General features: G+C 65.7%; 15 protein-coding genes and 2 tRNA genes. 13 read left to right on the top strand and 4 right to left on the bottom strand.

Annotated features, from left to right (window positions below; translation table 11 throughout):
* The first annotated feature begins 3 nt into the window (after nt 1-3).
* Nucleotides 4-810, top strand: coding sequence for an Fpg/Nei family DNA glycosylase (locus tag AC5Y49_RS03630; RefSeq protein WP_499884392.1), 807 nt, complete (start codon nt 4-6; stop codon nt 808-810).
* A gap of 291 nt (nt 811-1,101) precedes the next feature.
* Nucleotides 1,102-1,314 carry a hypothetical protein gene (locus AC5Y49_RS03625; RefSeq protein ID WP_499884391.1) on the top strand — a complete coding sequence of 71 codons (213 nt, stop codon included), beginning with the start codon at nt 1,102-1,104 and terminating at the stop codon, nt 1,312-1,314.
* On the opposite strand, the gene AC5Y49_RS03620 is transcribed toward AC5Y49_RS03625, so the two are convergent.
* Complete coding sequence (locus AC5Y49_RS03620) at nt 1,284-2,462, bottom strand: serine hydrolase domain-containing protein (RefSeq protein ID WP_499884390.1); 1,179 nt, start codon at nt 2,460-2,462, stop codon at nt 1,284-1,286. The genes AC5Y49_RS03625 and AC5Y49_RS03620 overlap by 31 nt on opposite strands.
* 84 nt (nt 2,463-2,546) lie before the next feature.
* Nucleotides 2,547-2,617 (bottom strand) — tRNA-Gly (locus tag AC5Y49_RS03615).
* Nucleotides 2,618-2,743: 126 nt separating this feature from the next.
* Here AC5Y49_RS03615 and AC5Y49_RS03610 point away from each other — a divergent pair.
* From AC5Y49_RS03610 to clpP2, 4 genes are all read left to right on the top strand, one after another.
* Nucleotides 2,744-2,820, top strand: a tRNA-Pro gene (locus AC5Y49_RS03610).
* A 50-nt stretch (nt 2,821-2,870) separates the two neighbouring features.
* The gene (tig, locus tag AC5Y49_RS03605) at nt 2,871-4,265 is read left to right on the top strand and encodes a trigger factor (protein ID WP_499884389.1); all 1,395 of its coding nucleotides are present in this window, start codon (nt 2,871-2,873) and stop codon (nt 4,263-4,265) included.
* A 107-nt stretch (nt 4,266-4,372) separates the two neighbouring features.
* Nucleotides 4,373-4,957 carry an ATP-dependent Clp protease proteolytic subunit gene (locus tag AC5Y49_RS03600; protein ID WP_499884388.1) on the top strand — a complete coding sequence of 195 codons (585 nt, stop codon included), beginning with the start codon at nt 4,373-4,375 and terminating at the stop codon, nt 4,955-4,957.
* The gene (gene clpP2, locus AC5Y49_RS03595; protein ID WP_065015597.1) at nt 4,954-5,589 is read left to right on the top strand and encodes an ATP-dependent CLP protease proteolytic subunit ClpP2; all 636 of its coding nucleotides are present in this window, start codon (nt 4,954-4,956) and stop codon (nt 5,587-5,589) included. The genes AC5Y49_RS03600 and clpP2 overlap by 4 nt, the downstream gene beginning before the upstream one ends.
* Nucleotides 5,590-5,646: 57 nt before the next feature.
* Here clpP2 and mmuM read toward each other — a convergent pair whose 3' ends face one another.
* On the bottom strand, nt 5,647-6,537 hold the full coding sequence (gene mmuM / locus AC5Y49_RS03590) for a homocysteine S-methyltransferase (RefSeq protein ID WP_499884650.1): 891 nt from the start codon (nt 6,535-6,537) through the stop codon (nt 5,647-5,649).
* A 248-nt stretch (nt 6,538-6,785) separates the two neighbouring features.
* On the opposite strand from mmuM, the gene clpX reads away from it, so the two are divergent.
* From clpX to AC5Y49_RS03565, 5 genes are all read left to right on the top strand, one after another.
* Nucleotides 6,786-8,069, top strand: a complete 1,284-nt coding sequence (clpX, locus tag AC5Y49_RS03585; protein ID WP_499884387.1) for an ATP-dependent Clp protease ATP-binding subunit ClpX — start codon at nt 6,786-6,788, stop codon at nt 8,067-8,069.
* Nucleotides 8,070-8,380: 311 nt separating this feature from the next.
* On the top strand, nt 8,381-10,345 hold the full coding sequence (locus AC5Y49_RS03580; RefSeq protein ID WP_499884385.1) for a 2-oxoacid:acceptor oxidoreductase subunit alpha: 1,965 nt from the start codon (nt 8,381-8,383) through the stop codon (nt 10,343-10,345).
* Nucleotides 10,342-11,433, top strand: a complete 1,092-nt coding sequence (locus tag AC5Y49_RS03575) for a 2-oxoacid:ferredoxin oxidoreductase subunit beta (RefSeq protein ID WP_499884384.1) — start codon at nt 10,342-10,344, stop codon at nt 11,431-11,433. The genes AC5Y49_RS03580 and AC5Y49_RS03575 overlap by 4 nt, the downstream gene beginning before the upstream one ends.
* Nucleotides 11,434-11,494: 61 nt before the next feature.
* Nucleotides 11,495-12,049, top strand: coding sequence for a molybdenum cofactor guanylyltransferase (gene mobA, locus AC5Y49_RS03570; RefSeq protein WP_499884649.1), 555 nt, complete (start codon nt 11,495-11,497; stop codon nt 12,047-12,049).
* Between the two features lie 1,108 nt (nt 12,050-13,157).
* Nucleotides 13,158-13,682 (top strand): transglycosylase family protein, encoded by a 525-nt coding sequence (locus AC5Y49_RS03565; protein WP_499884383.1) that lies wholly within the window; start codon nt 13,158-13,160, stop codon nt 13,680-13,682.
* 49 nt (nt 13,683-13,731) lie between these two features.
* Here the strand turns inward: AC5Y49_RS03565 and AC5Y49_RS03560 are convergent, their stop codons facing one another.
* Entirely contained in the window at nt 13,732-14,886 is a 1,155-nt protein-coding gene (locus AC5Y49_RS03560) for an FAD-dependent oxidoreductase (RefSeq protein WP_499884382.1), read from the bottom strand.
* 102 nt (nt 14,887-14,988) lie between these two features.
* On the opposite strand from AC5Y49_RS03560, the gene AC5Y49_RS03555 reads away from it, so the two are divergent.
* Together AC5Y49_RS03555 and AC5Y49_RS03550 are read left to right on the top strand one after the other, a co-directional pair.
* The gene (locus AC5Y49_RS03555; protein WP_499884381.1) at nt 14,989-16,245 is read left to right on the top strand and encodes a saccharopine dehydrogenase family protein; all 1,257 of its coding nucleotides are present in this window, start codon (nt 14,989-14,991) and stop codon (nt 16,243-16,245) included.
* Between the two features lie 59 nt (nt 16,246-16,304).
* Nucleotides 16,305-16,880: a DUF937 domain-containing protein gene (locus AC5Y49_RS03550; protein ID WP_499884380.1), complete on the top strand. Its 576-nt coding sequence runs from the start codon at nt 16,305-16,307 to the stop codon at nt 16,878-16,880.
* Nucleotides 16,881-16,905 lie beyond the last annotated feature (25 nt).

Raw genomic sequence — 16,905 nt, 5'->3', positions numbered from 1 at the left:
TCCATGCCCGAGGGCCACACGCTGCACCGACTGGCGCGGCTGCACCAGCGCCGGTTTGCCGGCGGGCCGGTGGCCGTCTCCAGTCCGCAGGGCCGGTTCGCCGCGTCGGCCGCCGCGGTCGACGGCCGGGTGCTGCGCCGCACCAGTGTGTGGGGCAAGCATCTGTTTCACCATTACGCCCTAGGCCCCACGGTGCATGTGCACCTCGGTTTGTACGGCACGTTCACCGAATGGGAGCGCCCGCTCGATGAGGCGATGCCCGCGCCGGTCGGTCAGGTGCGGATGCGAATGGTTGGCGCTGACTACGGCACCGATTTGCGCGGCCCGACGGTGTGCGAACTGCTCGACGACGCACAGGTCGCCGAGGTGGTGGCGCGGCTCGGGCCCGACCCACTGCGCCGCGACGCCGACCCGGCCTGGCCATGGTCGCGGATCACCAAGTCGCGCAGGCCAATCGGCGCGCTGTTGATGGATCAGACAGTCATCGCCGGAGTCGGCAACGTCTATCGCAGTGAGTTGTTGTTCCGCCACGGTATCGACCCCTATCGGTCCGGGCAGAGGGTCAGCGAAACCGAATTCAGCACGGCATGGACGGATCTGGTGGCGCTGATGAAGGTAGGTCTGCGGCGCGGCAAGATCATCGTGGTGCGTCCCGAACACGACCACGGTGCGCCGTCATACGGTCCTGGAAAGCCCCGCACCTACGTCTACCGCCGCGCCGGCGACCCGTGCCGGGTATGTGCGACGACGGTCCGCACCGCCGAACTGGAGGGCCGCAACGTCTTCTGGTGCCCCCAGTGCCAGACGTGACCAACGTTGCGCGCAGGTGCAAGTAATTCGCATGCGGTGCCTAACCTTGTCGGTTGTGTTGTCTACCAACGGTTCTTAACGGATGATTTCGTTTCACGCACAGGCCGCCTGGGTACGGATCAAAGATGAAGAAATCTGTACGGGTCGCTGCAACGACAGCCATGCTTTCGGCAGGCCTTGGCCTGGTCGGACTGGGTGCGGCCAGTGATGCTCAATCCCAACCGACGCCCTCCTCGAACTACCCATGCAACCCGGGCGATACGTGGAATCCCGGAAACGGGCCGTATTGCGATGGCCCCGGACCCGGTCCGGGCATCGGTCCCGGCGGCGATTATGGTCCCGGCGGACCCGGGCCGGGAGGGCCAGGGCCCGGCGGTCCTGGCGGTGGCGGCCCCGGCGGTGGCGGGGGAGACGGTGGCGGCGGACACGGCGGCGGTGGCGGCGGTGGCGGCGGCCACTAGCCGCCGCGCGCGTCAGTTTTTGGTGATGCCCAGCGCCGCGTAGATCTCGTCGGACAGTGCGACGCTGCGGGGGTCGGCATTGGCTTTGGTGGCGTCGTACCGATTCATCACATAGCCGTAGCCGATGCGGTGCTCCAGGTCGACAAATCCGAACGAACCGCCCAGGCCGCCATGCCCGAAGATCCGCGGATTGGGTCCGTTGACGCAGCGTTGGTTGAGCATGTATCCCAAGCCCCAGCCATGGTCCGCGACGCGCGGTCCTAACACCAGATCGGTGTCGAAGCCGCCCTGCGAGGTCCGGACCGCCTCCATGTAGCCGCGACTGAGCAGTTTCTCCTGAGCCAACGCGTTGTAGAGGGTCGCCAGTCCCAGCGCCGACACGTGGCCTCCGATGTCGGGAAGGTCGAGTTGGCGCCACAGTGTGCGGTTGTTGGACCCGAGTTCGTCGCTGGGGATGAACCCCCACGACACCGCCAGCCCCGCCTTCGGGTGGTCATCCAGTGTGACCGGGCAGTCGGGAGCATTGGCCAGCAGCTCGTCGGGATGCGGTTTGCCGATCAGGTCTGCGCAGCGATCCAGGTCGGCCGACGACAAGCCGATGTGGACGTCGGCGTCCAGCGGCTCGGCGATCTCGCTGCGCAGGTACTGACCTAGCGTGTGGCCGGTCACCCGGCGGACTACCTCGCCGAGGATGAAGCCGAAAGTGGACAGGTGATAGCCCTGCGCGGTGCCCGGCTCCCACCAGGGCTCCGCGACGGCCAGTCGCTCGCAGACCAAATCCCAGTCGAGGACGTCCTCGCAGCGCAGTGGACGACGCGGCCCGATCACCCCGGATCGGTGACCCAACACCATGGCGACCGTGATGTCCTGTTTGCCGGCTTGCCCGAACTCGGGCCAGTAGCGGGCCACCGGCGCATGCAGGTCGAGCTCGCCGCGTTCGACGAGTTGGTGCACGCAGGTACTCGTCAGGCCCTTGGTAGCGGAGAGCACGGCTGCCAGCGTGTCCTGGCCCCATGGCCAGGAACCGGACTCGTCCGCCGAGCCGCCCCAGAGGTCGACGACAAGCTCGCCGTCCACGTAGATCGCGACCGCCGCGCCGACCTCGTTACGCAGCGCAAAGTTTTGCTCGAACGCGTCGCGGACTCGCTCGAACCGTGGCGTGCACGTGCCGTGGATGTCGATGTCGGCCATCGTCCTTAGGTGCTGGATTGTCGGTCTCCTCAGCCTCGCAGCGCTCGGCCTCGTCGGCCTTCCCTGTCCGGGAACTCCAGCTTGAGCGGGCGACGGGAATCGAACCCGCGTAGCTAGTTTGGAAGACTAGGGCTCTACCATTGAGCTACGCCCGCACGTATCAGTCGAGCGCGACTGTACGTCGCGGCAGACATCAATTCCAAATGATGCCGTCCCGTGTCCTGCTCGTGAGGTGGCTGCCGGGGATGGCTGGGTCGGGCCGTAAGATCGCGAGGTCAGCGCGGGGTGTAGCGCAGCTTGGTAGCGCATCCGCTTTGGGAGCGGAAGGCCGCAGGTTCAAATCCTGTCACCCCGACCAGCCGCCGAGACCCACCCAAGACCACCAGAACCGACACCGAGGAGTACCCCGTGAAGAGCACCGTCGAGCAGTTGAGCCCCACCCGGGTTCGCATCAATGTCGAGGTGCCGTTCACCGAGCTCGAGCCCGACTTCAATCGTGCCTACAAGGAGCTGGCCAAGCAGGTGCGGCTGCCGGGGTTCCGTCCCGGCAAGGCGCCGGCCAAGCTGCTCGAGGCGCGCATCGGGCGCGAGGCGATGCTCGACCAGGTAATCAGCGAGGCGCTACCCGGCCGCTACAGCCAAGCGGTCACGGAATCCGACGTGCGGCCGCTGGGCCAACCCGAGATCGACGTAACGCAGAAGGAGTACGGCCAGGAGCTGGTCTTCACCGCTGAAGTCGACGTTCGCCCCGAGATCACCCTGCCCGACCTGAGTGCGCTGAAAGTCAGCGTCGATCCGATTGAAGTCAGCGACGACGACGTCGACGCGGAGCTGCAGTCGCTGCGGGCCCGGTTCGGCACGCTGACCGGTGTTGACCGGCCAGCCGCCGAGGGAGATTTCGTGTCGATCGATCTGTCCGCCACCATCGACGGCGAAGATGTGCCCGAAGCGGCGACACAGGGGTTGTCCCACGAAGTCGGTTCCGGTCAGCTGGTCGACGGCCTCGACGAAGCGCTGGTGGGACTGTCCGCCGGTGAATCCAAGGTTTTCACCACCACCATGGCCGCCGGTCCACACGCCGGGAAACAGGCCGAAGTCACCGTCACCGTCGGGTCGGTCAAGGAACGCGAACTGCCCGAGCCCGATGACGAATTCGCGCAATTGGCAAGCGAATTCGACACCATCGAGGAGCTGCGTGCCAACCTGACCGATCAGGTCCGCCGAACCAAGCGCGTCCAACAAGCCGAAGCGATCCGCAACTCCACGCTGGACACCTTGCTCGAGCAGGTCGACATTCCACTGCCCGAAGCGGTGGTGCAGGCCCAGGTCGACGACACCCTGCACAACGCCATCCACGGGTTCGAGCACGACGAAGCCAAGTTCGCCGAGGCGCTGGCCGAGCAAGGGTCATCACGCGAAGAATTCGACGCCGACACCCGGTCGGCGGCCGAGAAGGCGATCAAGACCCAGCTGCTGATGGACACGCTGGCCGAGGATCTCGAGGTCCAGGTCAGCCAGGACGACCTCACCGAGCGGCTGGTGTTGACGTCGCAGCAATACGGCATCGAGCCGCAGCAGCTGTTGGCCTACATGCAACAGAACAACCAGCTGCCGGCCATGTTCGCCGACGTGCGCCGCGGACTGACCATTGCCGCGGTGGTTGAGGCGGCCACCGTCACCGACAGCGACGGCAATGTCATCGACACCAGCGAGTTCTTCGGCAGGCGTGCGGACGATGGGGACGTTGAGGAAGCCGAGGATGCGGTAGCCGCGTCGGAGGAGTCATCGGACGAGCCGAAGTGACGCTCTGAGCGAACGTCGGTACTTGAGGGAGTGCGCGACGACGCCGGTTGGTTAGTGTCGGTGCATATGAAACACGAGAAAGCAGGTACTGGACTGTGAGCGGTGACATGCGTTCGAACACGCAGGGTCTGAACCTCGTCGACTCCGTCTATGAGCGTTTGCTCTCCGAGCGCATCATCTTCCTGGGGTCAGAGGTCAACGACGACATTGCCAACCGGCTCTGCGCGCAGATTCTGCTGCTCGCCGCCGAGGACCCGACCAAAGACATTTCGCTCTACATCAATTCTCCGGGCGGCTCGATCAGCGCCGGCATGGCGATCTACGACACGATGGTGCTCGCGCCGTGCGACGTCGCCACCTACGCGATGGGCATGGCGGCCTCGATGGGCCAGTTCCTGCTGGCGGCCGGCACCAAGGGCAAGCGTTACTCCTTGCCGCATGCCCGCATCCTGATGCACCAGCCGCTAGGTGGTGTGACCGGTAGCGCCGCCGACATCGCGATCCAGGCCGAGCAGTTCGCGGTCATCAAGCAGGAAATGTTCCGGCTCAACGCCCAATTCACCGGCCAGCCGATCGAAAAGATCATCGCCGACTCCGACCGCGACCGCTGGTTCACCGCCCAAGAAGCCTTGGAGTACGGCTTCGTCGACCACATCATCACCAACGCCCCCGTCAACGGAGCCGCATCATGAACCCCGACATCCAGCCGCAGGCCCGTTACATCCTGCCGTCGTTCGTCGAGCACTCCAGCTGGGGTGTCAAAGAATCCAACCCGTACAACAAGCTGTTCGAGGAGCGCATCATCTTCCTCGGTGTCCAGGTCGACGACGCGTCGGCCAACGACATCATGGCGCAGCTGCTGGTACTGGAGTCGCTGGATCCCGACCGCGACATCACGATGTACATCAACTCCCCGGGCGGCGGGTTCACGTCGCTGATGGCGATCTACGACACCATGCAATACGTGCGCGCTGACATTCAGACCGTGTGCCTGGGCCAGGCGGCCTCCGCGGCGGCGGTGCTGCTGGCCGCCGGGACGCCCGGCAAGCGGATGGCGCTGCCCAACGCGCGAGTGCTGATTCATCAGCCGTCGCTGCAGGGCGTGATCCAGGGGCAGTTCTCCGACCTGGAGATCCAGGCCGCCGAGATCGAGCGGATGCGCACGCTGATGGAGACCACCTTGGCTCGCCACACCGGCAAGGACGCGGAGGTGATCCGCAAGGACACCGACCGCGACAAGATCCTGACCGCCGAAGATGCCAAGGACTACGGAATCATCGACACCGTGCTGGAGTACCGGAAACTCTCAGCCAATCCCGCGTAATCCCCTGCGCCGAACGTGAAGCCGTTGCGAATTTCCGCGCGATTTTTCGCAACTGCTTCACGTTCGACGTAGGACGGCGGCCAGTTGAGCGATGTCGGCGGGCCGGACGCGACAACAACCGCCGACCACCCGCGCGCCCGCCGCGACCCACTGCGCGGCCAGCTGCGGTGCGAAACGTCGCGGGCCTACCCAGGCGCGGCGCTCGTTGTCCCAACGTTCGCCGCTGTTCGGATACACGATTACCGGTTTGCCGGTGTCTCGGGCCAACGCGATCGCGGGCAGCACGTCCTGGGGTGCGCAGCAGTTGACGCCGACCGCGATGATCTCCGGAATTCCGGCCGCCGCCGCGAACGCGTCGGTCAACGGCTGCCCGGCGCGGGTGCGGGCGCCGTCGACGGTGTAGCTGAGCCAGGCCGGCACCCCCAGCTGTCGCACCACGTTGAGCAGGGCTTCGGCTTCGTCGACATCGGGGATGGTTTCCAGAGCGAGCACGTCGGCGCCGGCCTCAGCCAACGCCTCCAGCCGCGGCCGGTGCCAGGACTCCAACTGCGCCACGCTGAGCCCGTAGTCCCCGCGGTATTCCGACCCGTCGGCCAGCGCAGCGCCGTACGGGCCGACCGAGGCGGCCACCCAGCGTGCGGCATCGCCGACGCCGGCGTCATCGCGCGCCGACACCGCCAGCTCGACGCTGCGCCGCAACAGTCGCACCGCGTCATCTCGGCTGATGCCGCGGTCGGCGAAGCCCTGGAACGACGCCTGATAACTGGCGGTAGTCGCAATCATCGCCCCGGCACGGAAGAACGCGAGATGCGCGGCCCTGATCTGATCGGGGGCGTCTACCAGTAGCCTTGCCGACCACAACGGGCCGGACAGGTCATGGCCGCGCGCTTCCAACTCGGTGGCCAAGCCGCCATCGCCGATCAAGACGGTATCGTCGGGCACGGCGATTCCCACGGGCCCACAGTAGGACTGCGTCTCTCAGTCACGTAACGGCCGCGACACGCCAGAGACACGGCGGCGCGTTCCGGCGCGCGACAGGCGCCCGCACGGGATATGTTCAGGCGGACAAGCACGAATATCACTGACGCGATTCGGCCTTAACGGTCGCGTCGCGCCGGAACAAGCGGGTAGCGTCGAGAAATACACGCGGCAATACCCACGGATCGACGGTGAACAGGAAGTAGGTTCCCAGCACCATGGCGCGCATCGGAGACGGCGGTGACCTGCTGAAGTGCTCCTTCTGCGGGAAGAGTCAGAAGCAGGTCAAGAAGCTCATTGCCGGCCCCGGCGTCTACATCTGCGATGAGTGCATCGATCTGTGTAACGAGATCATCGAAGAGGAACTCGCCGACGCCGACGACGTCAAACTCGACGAGCTGCCCAAGCCGGTGGAGATCCGGGACTTCCTGGAGGGTTATGTCATCGGCCAGGACACCGCCAAGCGCACCCTGGCCGTTGCCGTCTACAACCACTACAAGCGCATCCAGGCCGGTGAGAAGGGCCGCGATTCCCGGGCCGGCGAACCGGTCGAATTGACCAAGTCCAACATCTTGATGCTGGGACCGACGGGCTGCGGCAAGACCTATCTGGCCCAGACGCTGGCCAAGATGCTCAACGTGCCGTTCGCCATCGCCGATGCCACCGCGCTGACCGAAGCCGGTTACGTCGGTGAGGATGTCGAGAACATTCTGCTCAAGCTGATTCAGGCCGCCGACTACGACGTCAAACGCGCCGAAACCGGCATCATCTACATCGACGAGGTCGACAAGATCGCGCGCAAGAGCGAGAACCCCTCGATCACTCGCGACGTCTCCGGTGAAGGTGTGCAGCAGGCGCTGCTGAAGATCCTGGAGGGCACCCAGGCCTCGGTGCCGCCGCAGGGCGGCCGCAAACATCCGCACCAGGAGTTCATCCAGATCGACACCACCAACGTGTTGTTCATCGTGGCCGGTGCGTTCGCCGGGTTGGAGAAGATCGTCTCCGACCGCGTCGGCAAACGCGGGCTGGGTTTCGGGGCGGAGGTCCGCTCCAAGGCCGAGATCGACACCACCGACCACTTCGCCGAAGTCATGCCCGAAGACCTGATCAAGTATGGGCTGATTCCCGAGTTCATCGGCCGGCTGCCGGTGGTGGCGTCGGTGACCAATCTCGACATGGACTCTCTGGTCAAGATCCTCTCCGAGCCCAAGAACGCCTTGGTCAAGCAGTACACCCGGCTGTTCGAAATGGACGGCGTGGAATTGGAATTCAGCCAGGATGCGCTGGAAGCCATCGCCGAGCAGGCGATTCACCGCGGCACCGGTGCCCGCGGGCTGCGCGCCATCATGGAGGAAGTCCTGCTGCCGGTGATGTACGACATCCCCAGCCGCGACGACGTCGCCAAGGTCGTGGTGACCAAGGAGACCGTGCAGGACAACGTGCTGCCGACCATCGTGCCGCGCAAGCCGTCGCGCACCGAACGTCGCGACAAGAGCGCCTAACGCAGTGCCCGCATGCGGGTGCTAGCTAACGTTACTCACGCGTAGATCGTGTTCTTAGACTTTGCGTGCCAGCAAAAGTGACGAACACCACAGTTGACCTGCGCGTGCGCCGTCCTCATACCTCTGACCTTGATATTCGCCCGACTTACGGTACTGCGGGTGCGCGCGTCGGCGTCGATCAAACCCTAAGAGCAGTGCAATAATCGGTACTAGCAGTGACATAAAAATGGCCGGGGGTCCGCTCCGGCGGCGCCCACCGGTAGCCGCGACGCAGAGTGCCCGTGCGGTAGACAGTGACGGAAGGCGGGGACGTGGGTCCGAACGAGGACGGAGCCAGGTCAGAATCTCATTCAGCAGGCACGGTGGCACCCGAGCGACAGAAGCTGGAGAAGGTCGTCATCCGTTTCGCCGGAGACTCCGGTGATGGCATGCAGCTCACCGGAGACCGGTTCACCTCTGAGGCGGCGCTTTTCGGTAATGACCTGGCGACTCAGCCCAACTACCCCGCTGAGATTCGTGCACCTCAGGGCACGTTGCCCGGGGTCTCTTCTTTCCAGATCCAGATCGCCGACTACGACATCCTCACCGCGGGTGACCGACCCGACGTGTTGGTCGCGATGAACCCGGCAGCGCTGAAGGCCAATATCGCAGACCTGCCGCGCGGTGGCCTGGTGATTGCCAATTCCGACGAGTTCACCAAACGCAACCTGGCCAAAGTCGGCTACCAGGACAACCCGCTGGAAAACGGTGAGCTGTCCGACTACGTGGTGCAGCCGGTCGCCATGACCGCATTGACGCTGGGTGCGGTCGAGGCCATCGGGGCGTCCAAGAAAGACGGCCAGCGCGCCAAGAACATGTTCGCGCTGGGGCTGCTGTCGTGGATGTATGGGCGGCCGATCGAAACCAGCGAGCGATTCATCCGGGAGAAGTTCGCCCGCAAGCCCGACATCGCCGAGGCCAATGTGCTTGCGCTCAAAGCGGGCTGGAACTACGGGGAGACCACCGAGGCGTTCGGCACCACCTACGACGTCTCACCGGCCAAGCTGCCCGCAGGGGAGTACCGCCAGATCTCGGGCAACACGGCGCTGTCCTACGGCATCGTTGCGGCGGGGCAGCTCGCCGGCATCACGGTGGTCCTTGGCAGCTACCCGATCACCCCGGCGTCGGACATCCTGCACGAACTGTCCAAGCACAAGAACTTCAACGTCATCACCTTCCAGGCCGAAGACGAGATCGCCGGTATCGGCGCCGCATTGGGCGCCTCCTACGGCGGCGCGCTGGGGGTCACCAGCACCTCGGGCCCGGGGCTGTCCCTGAAATCCGAGGCGATCGGCCTCGGCGTGATGACCGAGTTGCCGCTGTTGATCATCGACGTGCAGCGCGGTGGCCCGTCGACGGGTCTGCCCACCAAGACCGAGCAGGCCGACCTGCTGCAGGCCCTCTACGGACGCAATGGCGAATCTCCGGTTGCCGTGCTGGCGCCGCGGTCACCCTCCGACTGCTTCGAGACGGCTGTTGAGGCGGTGCGTATCGCGCTGTCCTACCACACCCCGGTGATCCTGTTGTCCGACGGCGCGATCGCCAACGGCTCGGAGCCGTGGCGAATCCCCGACATCGATGCCATCGAGCCGATCGAGCACATTTTCGCCAAGGCCGATGAGCCGTTCCAGCCCTATGCCCGCGACCCGGAAACGCTGGCCCGCCAGTTCGCGATTCCCGGCACACCCGGCCTCGAGCACCGCATCGGCGGGCTGGAGGCGGCCAACGGATCAGGCAACATCTCCTACGAGCCGGCCAACCACGACCTGATGGTGCGGTTGCGCCGAGCCAAGATCGACGGGATCCGGGTTCCGGACTTGGAGGTCGACGATCCCACCGGTGAGGCCGAGCTGCTGTTGATCGGCTGGGGCAGTTCGTATGGCCCGATCGGTGAAGCGTGCCGGCGTGCGCGTCGCCAGGGCATCAAGGTTGCGCACGCCCATCTGCGCCACCTCAACCCGTTCCCGGCCAATCTGGGCGAGGTGCTGCGCCGCTACCCGAAAGTGGTGGCGCCGGAGATGAACCTGGGCCAGTTGGCGCTGCTGCTGCGCGGCAAGTATCTCGTCGACGTGCAGTCGGTGACCAAGGTTGCGGGCATGGCGTTTTTGGCCGACGAGGTCGAGGGGATCATCGATGCTGCCCTGGACGGCACCCTGGGCGAAAAAGAAAGTGACAAAGCCACATTCGCACGGTTGGCGGCGGCTACCGTGGGAAATGGCGTAGGAGCTGACGTATGACTGACCTGATCGGCAATTTGGCGGGCGCAGACCTCGGTGTGACGGAGGCGTTGTCCAAGACCAGCGGAGTGCCCACCACCGACCAGCCGCAGAAGGCCAAGGACTTCACCAGCGACCAGGAGGTCCGTTGGTGCCCGGGTTGCGGTGACTACGTCATCCTCAACACCATCCGCAACTTCCTGCCCGAGCTCGGGCTGCGACGGGAGAACATCGTCTTCGTCAGCGGTATCGGCTGCTCCAGCCGGTTCCCCTACTACCTGGAGACCTACGGCCTGCACTCCATCCACGGCCGCGCCCCGTCCATCGCGACCGGTCTGGCACTGGCCCGCGACGACCTGTCGGTGTGGGTGGTCACCGGTGACGGCGACGCGCTGTCGATCGGCGGCAACCACTTGATCCACGCGCTGCGCCGCAACGTCAACCTGACCATCCTGCTGTTCAACAACCGGATTTACGGTCTGACCAAGGGCCAGTATTCGCCGACCTCCGAGGAAGGCAAGGTCACCAAGTCCACGCCGATGGGCTCACTGGACCATCCGTTCAACCCGGTGTCGCTGGCGCTCGGCGCCGAGGCGAGTTTCGTGGGCCGCGCGCTGGACTCGGACCGCAAGGGGCTATCGGAGGTGTTGCGCGCCGCCGCGGCGCACCGTGGATCCGCGCTGGTCGAGATTTTGCAGGACTGCCCGATCTTCAACGACGGCTCATTTGACCTGCTGCGCAAAGAAGGCGCCGAGGAGCGGGTCATCAACGTCCGCCACGGCGAGCCGGTCGTCTTCGGCGCCAACGACGAATACTGCGTGGTGCGTTCGGGATTCGGTCTCGAAGTGGCGAAGACCGCCGATGTCAGTGTCAGCGAGATCGTCGTGCACGATGCACACGCGGCCGACTCCGCCTACGCCTTCGCGCTGTCGCGGCTGTCCGACCAAAACCTCGAGCACACGGTGATGGGCATCTTCCGCCAGGTCAACCGGCCGACCTACGACGACGCCGCCCGCGCGCAGCTGACGGCCGCTGCCGAAGCCAGGCCGGCGGACCGCGCCGCCCTGCAGTCGCTGTTGCGCGGCCGGGACACCTGGACCGTCGCCTGACGTGGCGGCCATTGCGGCCTCGCTGGCTGGGGTAGTGCTGGCGGGGGGAGCGTCCCGTCGAATGGGCCGCGACAAGGCCACGCTTCCGGTTCCGCAGGCTATCGCCGGCAGCCCAAACCCCACCACGATGGTCGAGCACGTGGTGGGCATCGTCAGCCAACGCTGCCAACCGGTTTTCGTCGTCGCAGCACCCGGACAACCGCTGCCGCAGCTATCCGCAGAGGTGGTGCGCGACGAGGTCCGTGGACTGGGTCCGCTGCTCGCGACCGGGCGGGGACTGCGCGCCGCTCGTGAAGCCGGCGCAAAACGCGCATTCGTGTGTGCCGTCGACATGCCGTTTCTGACTGTCGATCTGATCGACACCCTGGCCGGTGGCGCCGACGAGGTAGACGCCGAGGTGGTATTGCCCTGGGACGGTCGCGACCACTATCTGGCCGCCGTTTACCGCACCGACCTCGCCGAGCGGGTCGACGTGTTGGTGGCCGCCGGCGAGCGCCGGATGCGCGCATTGGTCGACGGCGCCGACACCCAGCGCATCGTGCTGCCGTCCTCGCGGTCGTTGACCAACGTCAACTCGGCGGACGATCTACGCACGCTGTCAGCCTCTGCGCCCTAGCGCACCCGTCCGGGCCAACGCCGCGACAAGCGAGGTCGCCGGGAATTGTCGATCGATAACGCGGTGAAATTTAATCCATTTCCGAGCGAACCATTGTGATAAGTGCCGGTGTCATAAAGACCATTAATTCGTCAATTTCCAGCCGAAGATGCAAATTTCTTTCCGCTATTCTTCGCGGACTCCAGCCATGAGCGCGCTTCGGCTCAGCCAGAAGCTGAACGCCATTGGGGCAGAACGGGTTTAGCTAGCAAGGTCGATTCTGCCCACGCTGCTTACGCGGCGATGCTACAAGTCAGGCAATGATTTTCCGTCGCTGCGATAGCCGCAGGGTTGCATAGCGGTCCACCCTGAGCTGCGGCAGGCGTGGTTTTCCACTGCATGATGCTGATTGTGAAAGTGTTGTCCTGGCAACGTGGTTGGCGGGTCATGGCGATGCCATGGGCTCGCTGCAGCGGTACAGACGCAGCATCGTGGCCCAGTCGATAATGCTGAAATACGCTGGCGTGCTTGCGTTTCAACGCAAAGCATGTGTAGGTATGCGATATTCGCGACCTGCGAAGCACGATCTCTGATCCATCACGAAATTTCGAAATCCGGTCTAGCGCCTGGGTAATCACTCCTGTAACACACCGTGGCGCGTTGGCTCTGCCGATCACGCGGTAGAGACTGGGTGAAAGACGTGGTGCAGTTCACAATATTGCCGTGATTTGGCTCACGATAGCGCAGTTATGGCCCGCTGCCGACGTATACGCAAAAGCCGCACGTGACCAGGGAAGACAATTATTTGAGCCGCTGTGATGTGGCCGTTATTGAACCGAGATAGCCGGCGTGTCGAAGATGACGAATTCAATCTCGTCTCGTACGGTCCGTGTCGGCCCTCAACACGGGCAACACAAAATCGAATCCACGGACCCGCGTGTGAGCGGGGCTGCGGACGGCACTGTCGCCCCGCAGCCACCGGGCCACTAGGCCCGCCGGGCAGATCGTGCCCCCGCTGTCGTGCCTGAACGAGACGGCACGTTTCGAAGCAGCAATCCCGCCTGTACAGGCATCCCAGTCCACATCTGTGGGCTTGCTTTGGCGCGCGCGCACCGCGAAAGGAACGATATTGAACTACGTCCGCAAGACGCTGACTCTGGCGGCGCTCACCGGAGTGCTTGCCACCGCGCCGATTGCCACCGCCTACGCGGATGACGTCGACCTCAACGCGCCGGTCGGCCCCGTGAACGTGGAGGACGTGGCGTTTGACGACGCGCCGGCCGCTCCGGCGCCGCCGGAAGACCTGCCGCCGGCGCCGGAAGACGTGCCGCCGGCGCCGGAGTTCATGCCGCCGGGCCCTTGGGCGCCGCCCGCTCCGGAGCCTGAGCCGGCTCCCGAGGAGGCTCCCGCCCCCGTGCAGGCCTACAGCGTGAACTGGGATGCGATCGCGGCGTGTGAGTCCGGTGGCAACTGGGCGATCAACACCGGAAACGGCTTTTCCGGCGGCCTGCAGTTCACCCCCAGCACCTGGCGGTCCAACGGCGGCTCGGGCTCCGCGCACACGGCGAGCCGTGACGAGCAGATCCGGGTGGCCGAGAACGTCCTGCATTCGCAGGGCATCGGTGCCTGGCCGGTCTGCGGCCGACGCGGCTGACCTGAAGCTCTAAAAGACGGTGCCGGGCCTGTGGGCCCGGCACCGTCGTCTATGCGGGTGCGGGCAGCACGAACGCCGACTGGGCTGCCACAGACGCCAGATGGCGAGTCAGCGCCGCCTCCGGGACCACTACTGTGGCCCGGCTGGCGGCCGCGCTGAGGAACGCCGGGCGCAGATTGACGACCTTGCCGATCAACGCCGACTCACGAACCAAAGACATGACCCGTCGCCGGCGGAAGTCCACGAACCGGGCAAACGCGGTCGGCAAGTCGGCGCCTCGAGCGACAAACGCAGCCAGGATCGCGGCATCTTCCAATCCTTGGCAGCCACCTTGGCCCAAGTGCGGCCGCATGGGATGGGCCGCATCGCCGACCAGCAGGATGGGCCCACGCGCCCAGCGCCGGGCAGGGCCGCGGTCGTAAAGGTCGTTGCGTAATACGTCGGCTGGTGGCGTGGCCGCCAGCATGCTTCCGACGGGATCGGGCCAGCCGGCGAACTTTGCTTGCAGGTAAGCCAGCTCTCCGCCGGACGCCCGTTGTCCCTCGGGCGCGCGTTCGGTGGCAAACCAATATGTTTGATCCGACCCCATCGGGACGTGGCCAGTTTCGATGCCGGGGCCGAGTGTCTCCCCGGCCAGCTCCGGATCCATGGCGTAGCTGGCGACTCCTCGCCATGCGGTGTAGCCGACATAACGGTGGCTCAGCGCGCCGTTGAGGTGGCGGGCTACCACTGAGTAGGTCCCGTCGGCGCCGATCACTGCGTCGGCAGCCCGGACCGTGCGGTCCGACAACTCGACCCGCACGCCGTCGGCGCCCGCAACGAGCCTGGTAGCGGCCAACCCGTATTCCACACTGCCCGGCGCCAGCGCGCCGGCAAGGATGTCGCGCAGCGCCGAACGGTGCACCACTACCAAGGGCTCACCAAGCGCCCGGACGATCCGTTCGGGGGTCGGGTGGCGCAGCCACGAGCCGTCGCGCCAGCGCATGGCACCCGCGGTGATCCGGCCGCCGGCCTCGCGGACGGCGTCGCCGAGGCCGATGCGGTCCAGCGCGGCCAGCGCGTTGGGCCAAATGCTGATTCCGGCCCCCGACGAGGTGTCGGTGCGCTCTTCGATCACGGTGACGGCGTGACCGCAGCGCTGCAGCGCCACCGCAGTTGCCAGTCCCGCGATGCCCGCGCCGACCACGACGATCTGCTGCGCCATGGGCCGAACCTAACCCGGCGACGATGTGGGCTGCGGAGTGGGCCGAGCAAGTGCCGGGGAGAGCAGTGAGCTGACCGAAATCCTCGGAGTAGCGTCGGCGCCGTGACGGGAACGCAGCGCGAATTCGACATTGTGGTGTACGGGGCGACCGGATTTGTGGGGAAGCTCACCGCTGAATACCTCGCCCGTGCCGGCGGCGACGCGCGTATCGCGCTGGCCGGCCGGTCTGCCGAAAAATTGGCCAGGGTGCGCGAAAGCCTGGGCGCCGCGGCGCAGTCCTGGCCGCTGGTGGAGGCCGACGCGTCGTCGCCGTCGACGCTGGATGCGATGGCCGCCCGCACACAAGTGGTGATCACCACGGTTGGCCCCTATACCCGCTACGGGCTGCCGCTGGTGGCCGCCTGCGCGGCGGCCGGCACCGACTACGCCGACCTGACCGGTGAGGCGATGTTCGTGCGGGACAGCATCGACCAATATCACAAGCAGGCCGCCGACACCGGTGCGCGCATCGTGCACGCATGCGGATTCGACTCCATCCCTTCAGATCTGACCGCCTTCGCGCTGTACCGCAAGGTCAGCGAGGACGGCACCGGCGAGTTGGGCGACACCAGCTTTGTACTGCGCCGCTTCGCCGGCGGGGTCTCCGGCGGCACCGCCGCGTCGATGCTGGAAGTGTTCGATACCTCCTCCAGCGACCCCGAGGCCCGGCGACAGCTCAACGACCCCTACACGTTGAGCACCGACCGTGCGGCCGAGCCGGAGTTGGGTCCCCAACCGGATCTGCGCTGGCGCCGCGGTCGTGACATCGCACCCGAACTGGCCGGAGTCTGGACCGCGGGCTTCGCGATGGCGCCGTACAACACCCGAATCGTGCGCCGCAGCAATGCGTTACTGGACTGGGCGTACGGCAGTAAGTTCCGCTACAGCGAAACAATGAGCATGGGTTCGTCGGTGGTGGCGCCGGCGGTCTCAGCGCTGTTCACCGGCGTCAGCATCGGGACGTTCGGGTTGGCCAGCCGTTACTTCCGGTTGTTGCCGCGCCGGCTGGCGCAGCGGCTGGTGCCGAAACCGGGCACCGGTCCCAGCGAGAAGGCTCGTGAGCGCGGCCACTACTGCGCCGAGACCTACACGACCACCACGACCGGCGCGCGATATCGGGCCACGATCGCCCAACAGGGCGATCCCGGATACAAGGCGACGTCGGTGCTGCTCGGCGAGTGCGGCCTGGCACTCGCATTGGACCGTGACAAGCTTTCCGATCTGCACGGCGTGCTCACGCCGGCGGCCGCAATGGGGGATGCCTTGCTGGCGCGGTTCCCGGCCGCAGGCGTGTCGCTGGACACCGTGCGGTTGGCCTGATCGGCCGATTAGTGTCAGCACGACTCACCAGATCCCAGCAACGTTAGGTGGACGGACACATGGCCGGCCTTGACGATCTTTTCGCCCAGATCCCCACCGGGGATATTGCCGCCCAACTCGACGTCGACGAGTCGGAAGTCACCAGCGCGGTTCACCTGCTGGTGCCGGTACTGGTCGGCGGATTGCACCAAAACGCTCAAGATCCCGACCACGCGTCCGCAATCGAGTCCGCGGCCAGCGATCACGCCGCCAGAGGACTGTTGGATACCGGGATCGGTGTCGACCAGGTGGACCAAGCCGATGGCCAGAAGGCGATCGCCAAAATCTTCGGCGGCAACGACCCGGACCGCGTGGCATCGGCGCTATCGGGCGCCGCCACCGGAGACAACGAGTTGTTCGGCAAGCTATTGCCGATTCTGGCGCCGATCGTGCTGGCCTACATCGGTAAACAAATGACCGGCGGCAAGACGGCGCCCGCGGGGCAGGAGGGCGCCGGCGGGGGTCTCAACGAGGTGCTGGGCAGCATCCTGAGCGGGATGTCGGGCAGCAACAAATCCCTGAGCAGCGTCTTGGGCAACGTTTTGGGCAGCAAAGCGGGCGAGATCCTCGGCGGACTGTTCGGCGGCAAGAAGTAACGCACCGCACAAGGGCGGCGGTCGG

The sequence above is a fragment of the Mycobacterium sp. NGS62 genome (genome assembly GCF_059812285.1).
This window is presented reverse-complemented; position numbering and strand designations above follow the sequence as displayed.

What these genes read in the sequence shown, in the direction of transcription:
- AC5Y49_RS03630 (WP_499884392.1), top strand. Translation starts at nt 4, where the DNA reads ATGCCCGAGGGCCACACGCTGCACCGACTGGCGCGGCTGCACCAGCGC.
- AC5Y49_RS03625 (WP_499884391.1), top strand. Translation starts at nt 1,102, where the DNA reads ATGGCCCCGGACCCGGTCCGGGCATCGGTCCCGGCGGCGATTATGGTC.
- AC5Y49_RS03620 (WP_499884390.1), bottom strand. Translation starts at nt 2,462, where the DNA reads ATGGCCGACATCGACATCCACGGCACGTGCACGCCACGGTTCGAGCGA.
- AC5Y49_RS03600 (WP_499884388.1), top strand. Translation starts at nt 4,373, where the DNA reads ATGCGTTCGAACACGCAGGGTCTGAACCTCGTCGACTCCGTCTATGAG.
- clpP2 (WP_065015597.1), top strand. Translation starts at nt 4,954, where the DNA reads ATGAACCCCGACATCCAGCCGCAGGCCCGTTACATCCTGCCGTCGTTC.
- clpX (WP_499884387.1), top strand. Translation starts at nt 6,786, where the DNA reads ATGGCGCGCATCGGAGACGGCGGTGACCTGCTGAAGTGCTCCTTCTGC.
- AC5Y49_RS03575 (WP_499884384.1), top strand. Translation starts at nt 10,342, where the DNA reads ATGACTGACCTGATCGGCAATTTGGCGGGCGCAGACCTCGGTGTGACG.
- mobA (WP_499884649.1), top strand. Translation starts at nt 11,495, where the DNA reads ATGGGCCGCGACAAGGCCACGCTTCCGGTTCCGCAGGCTATCGCCGGC.
- AC5Y49_RS03560 (WP_499884382.1), bottom strand. Translation starts at nt 14,886, where the DNA reads ATGGCGCAGCAGATCGTCGTGGTCGGCGCGGGCATCGCGGGACTGGCA.
- AC5Y49_RS03550 (WP_499884380.1), top strand. Translation starts at nt 16,305, where the DNA reads ATGGCCGGCCTTGACGATCTTTTCGCCCAGATCCCCACCGGGGATATT.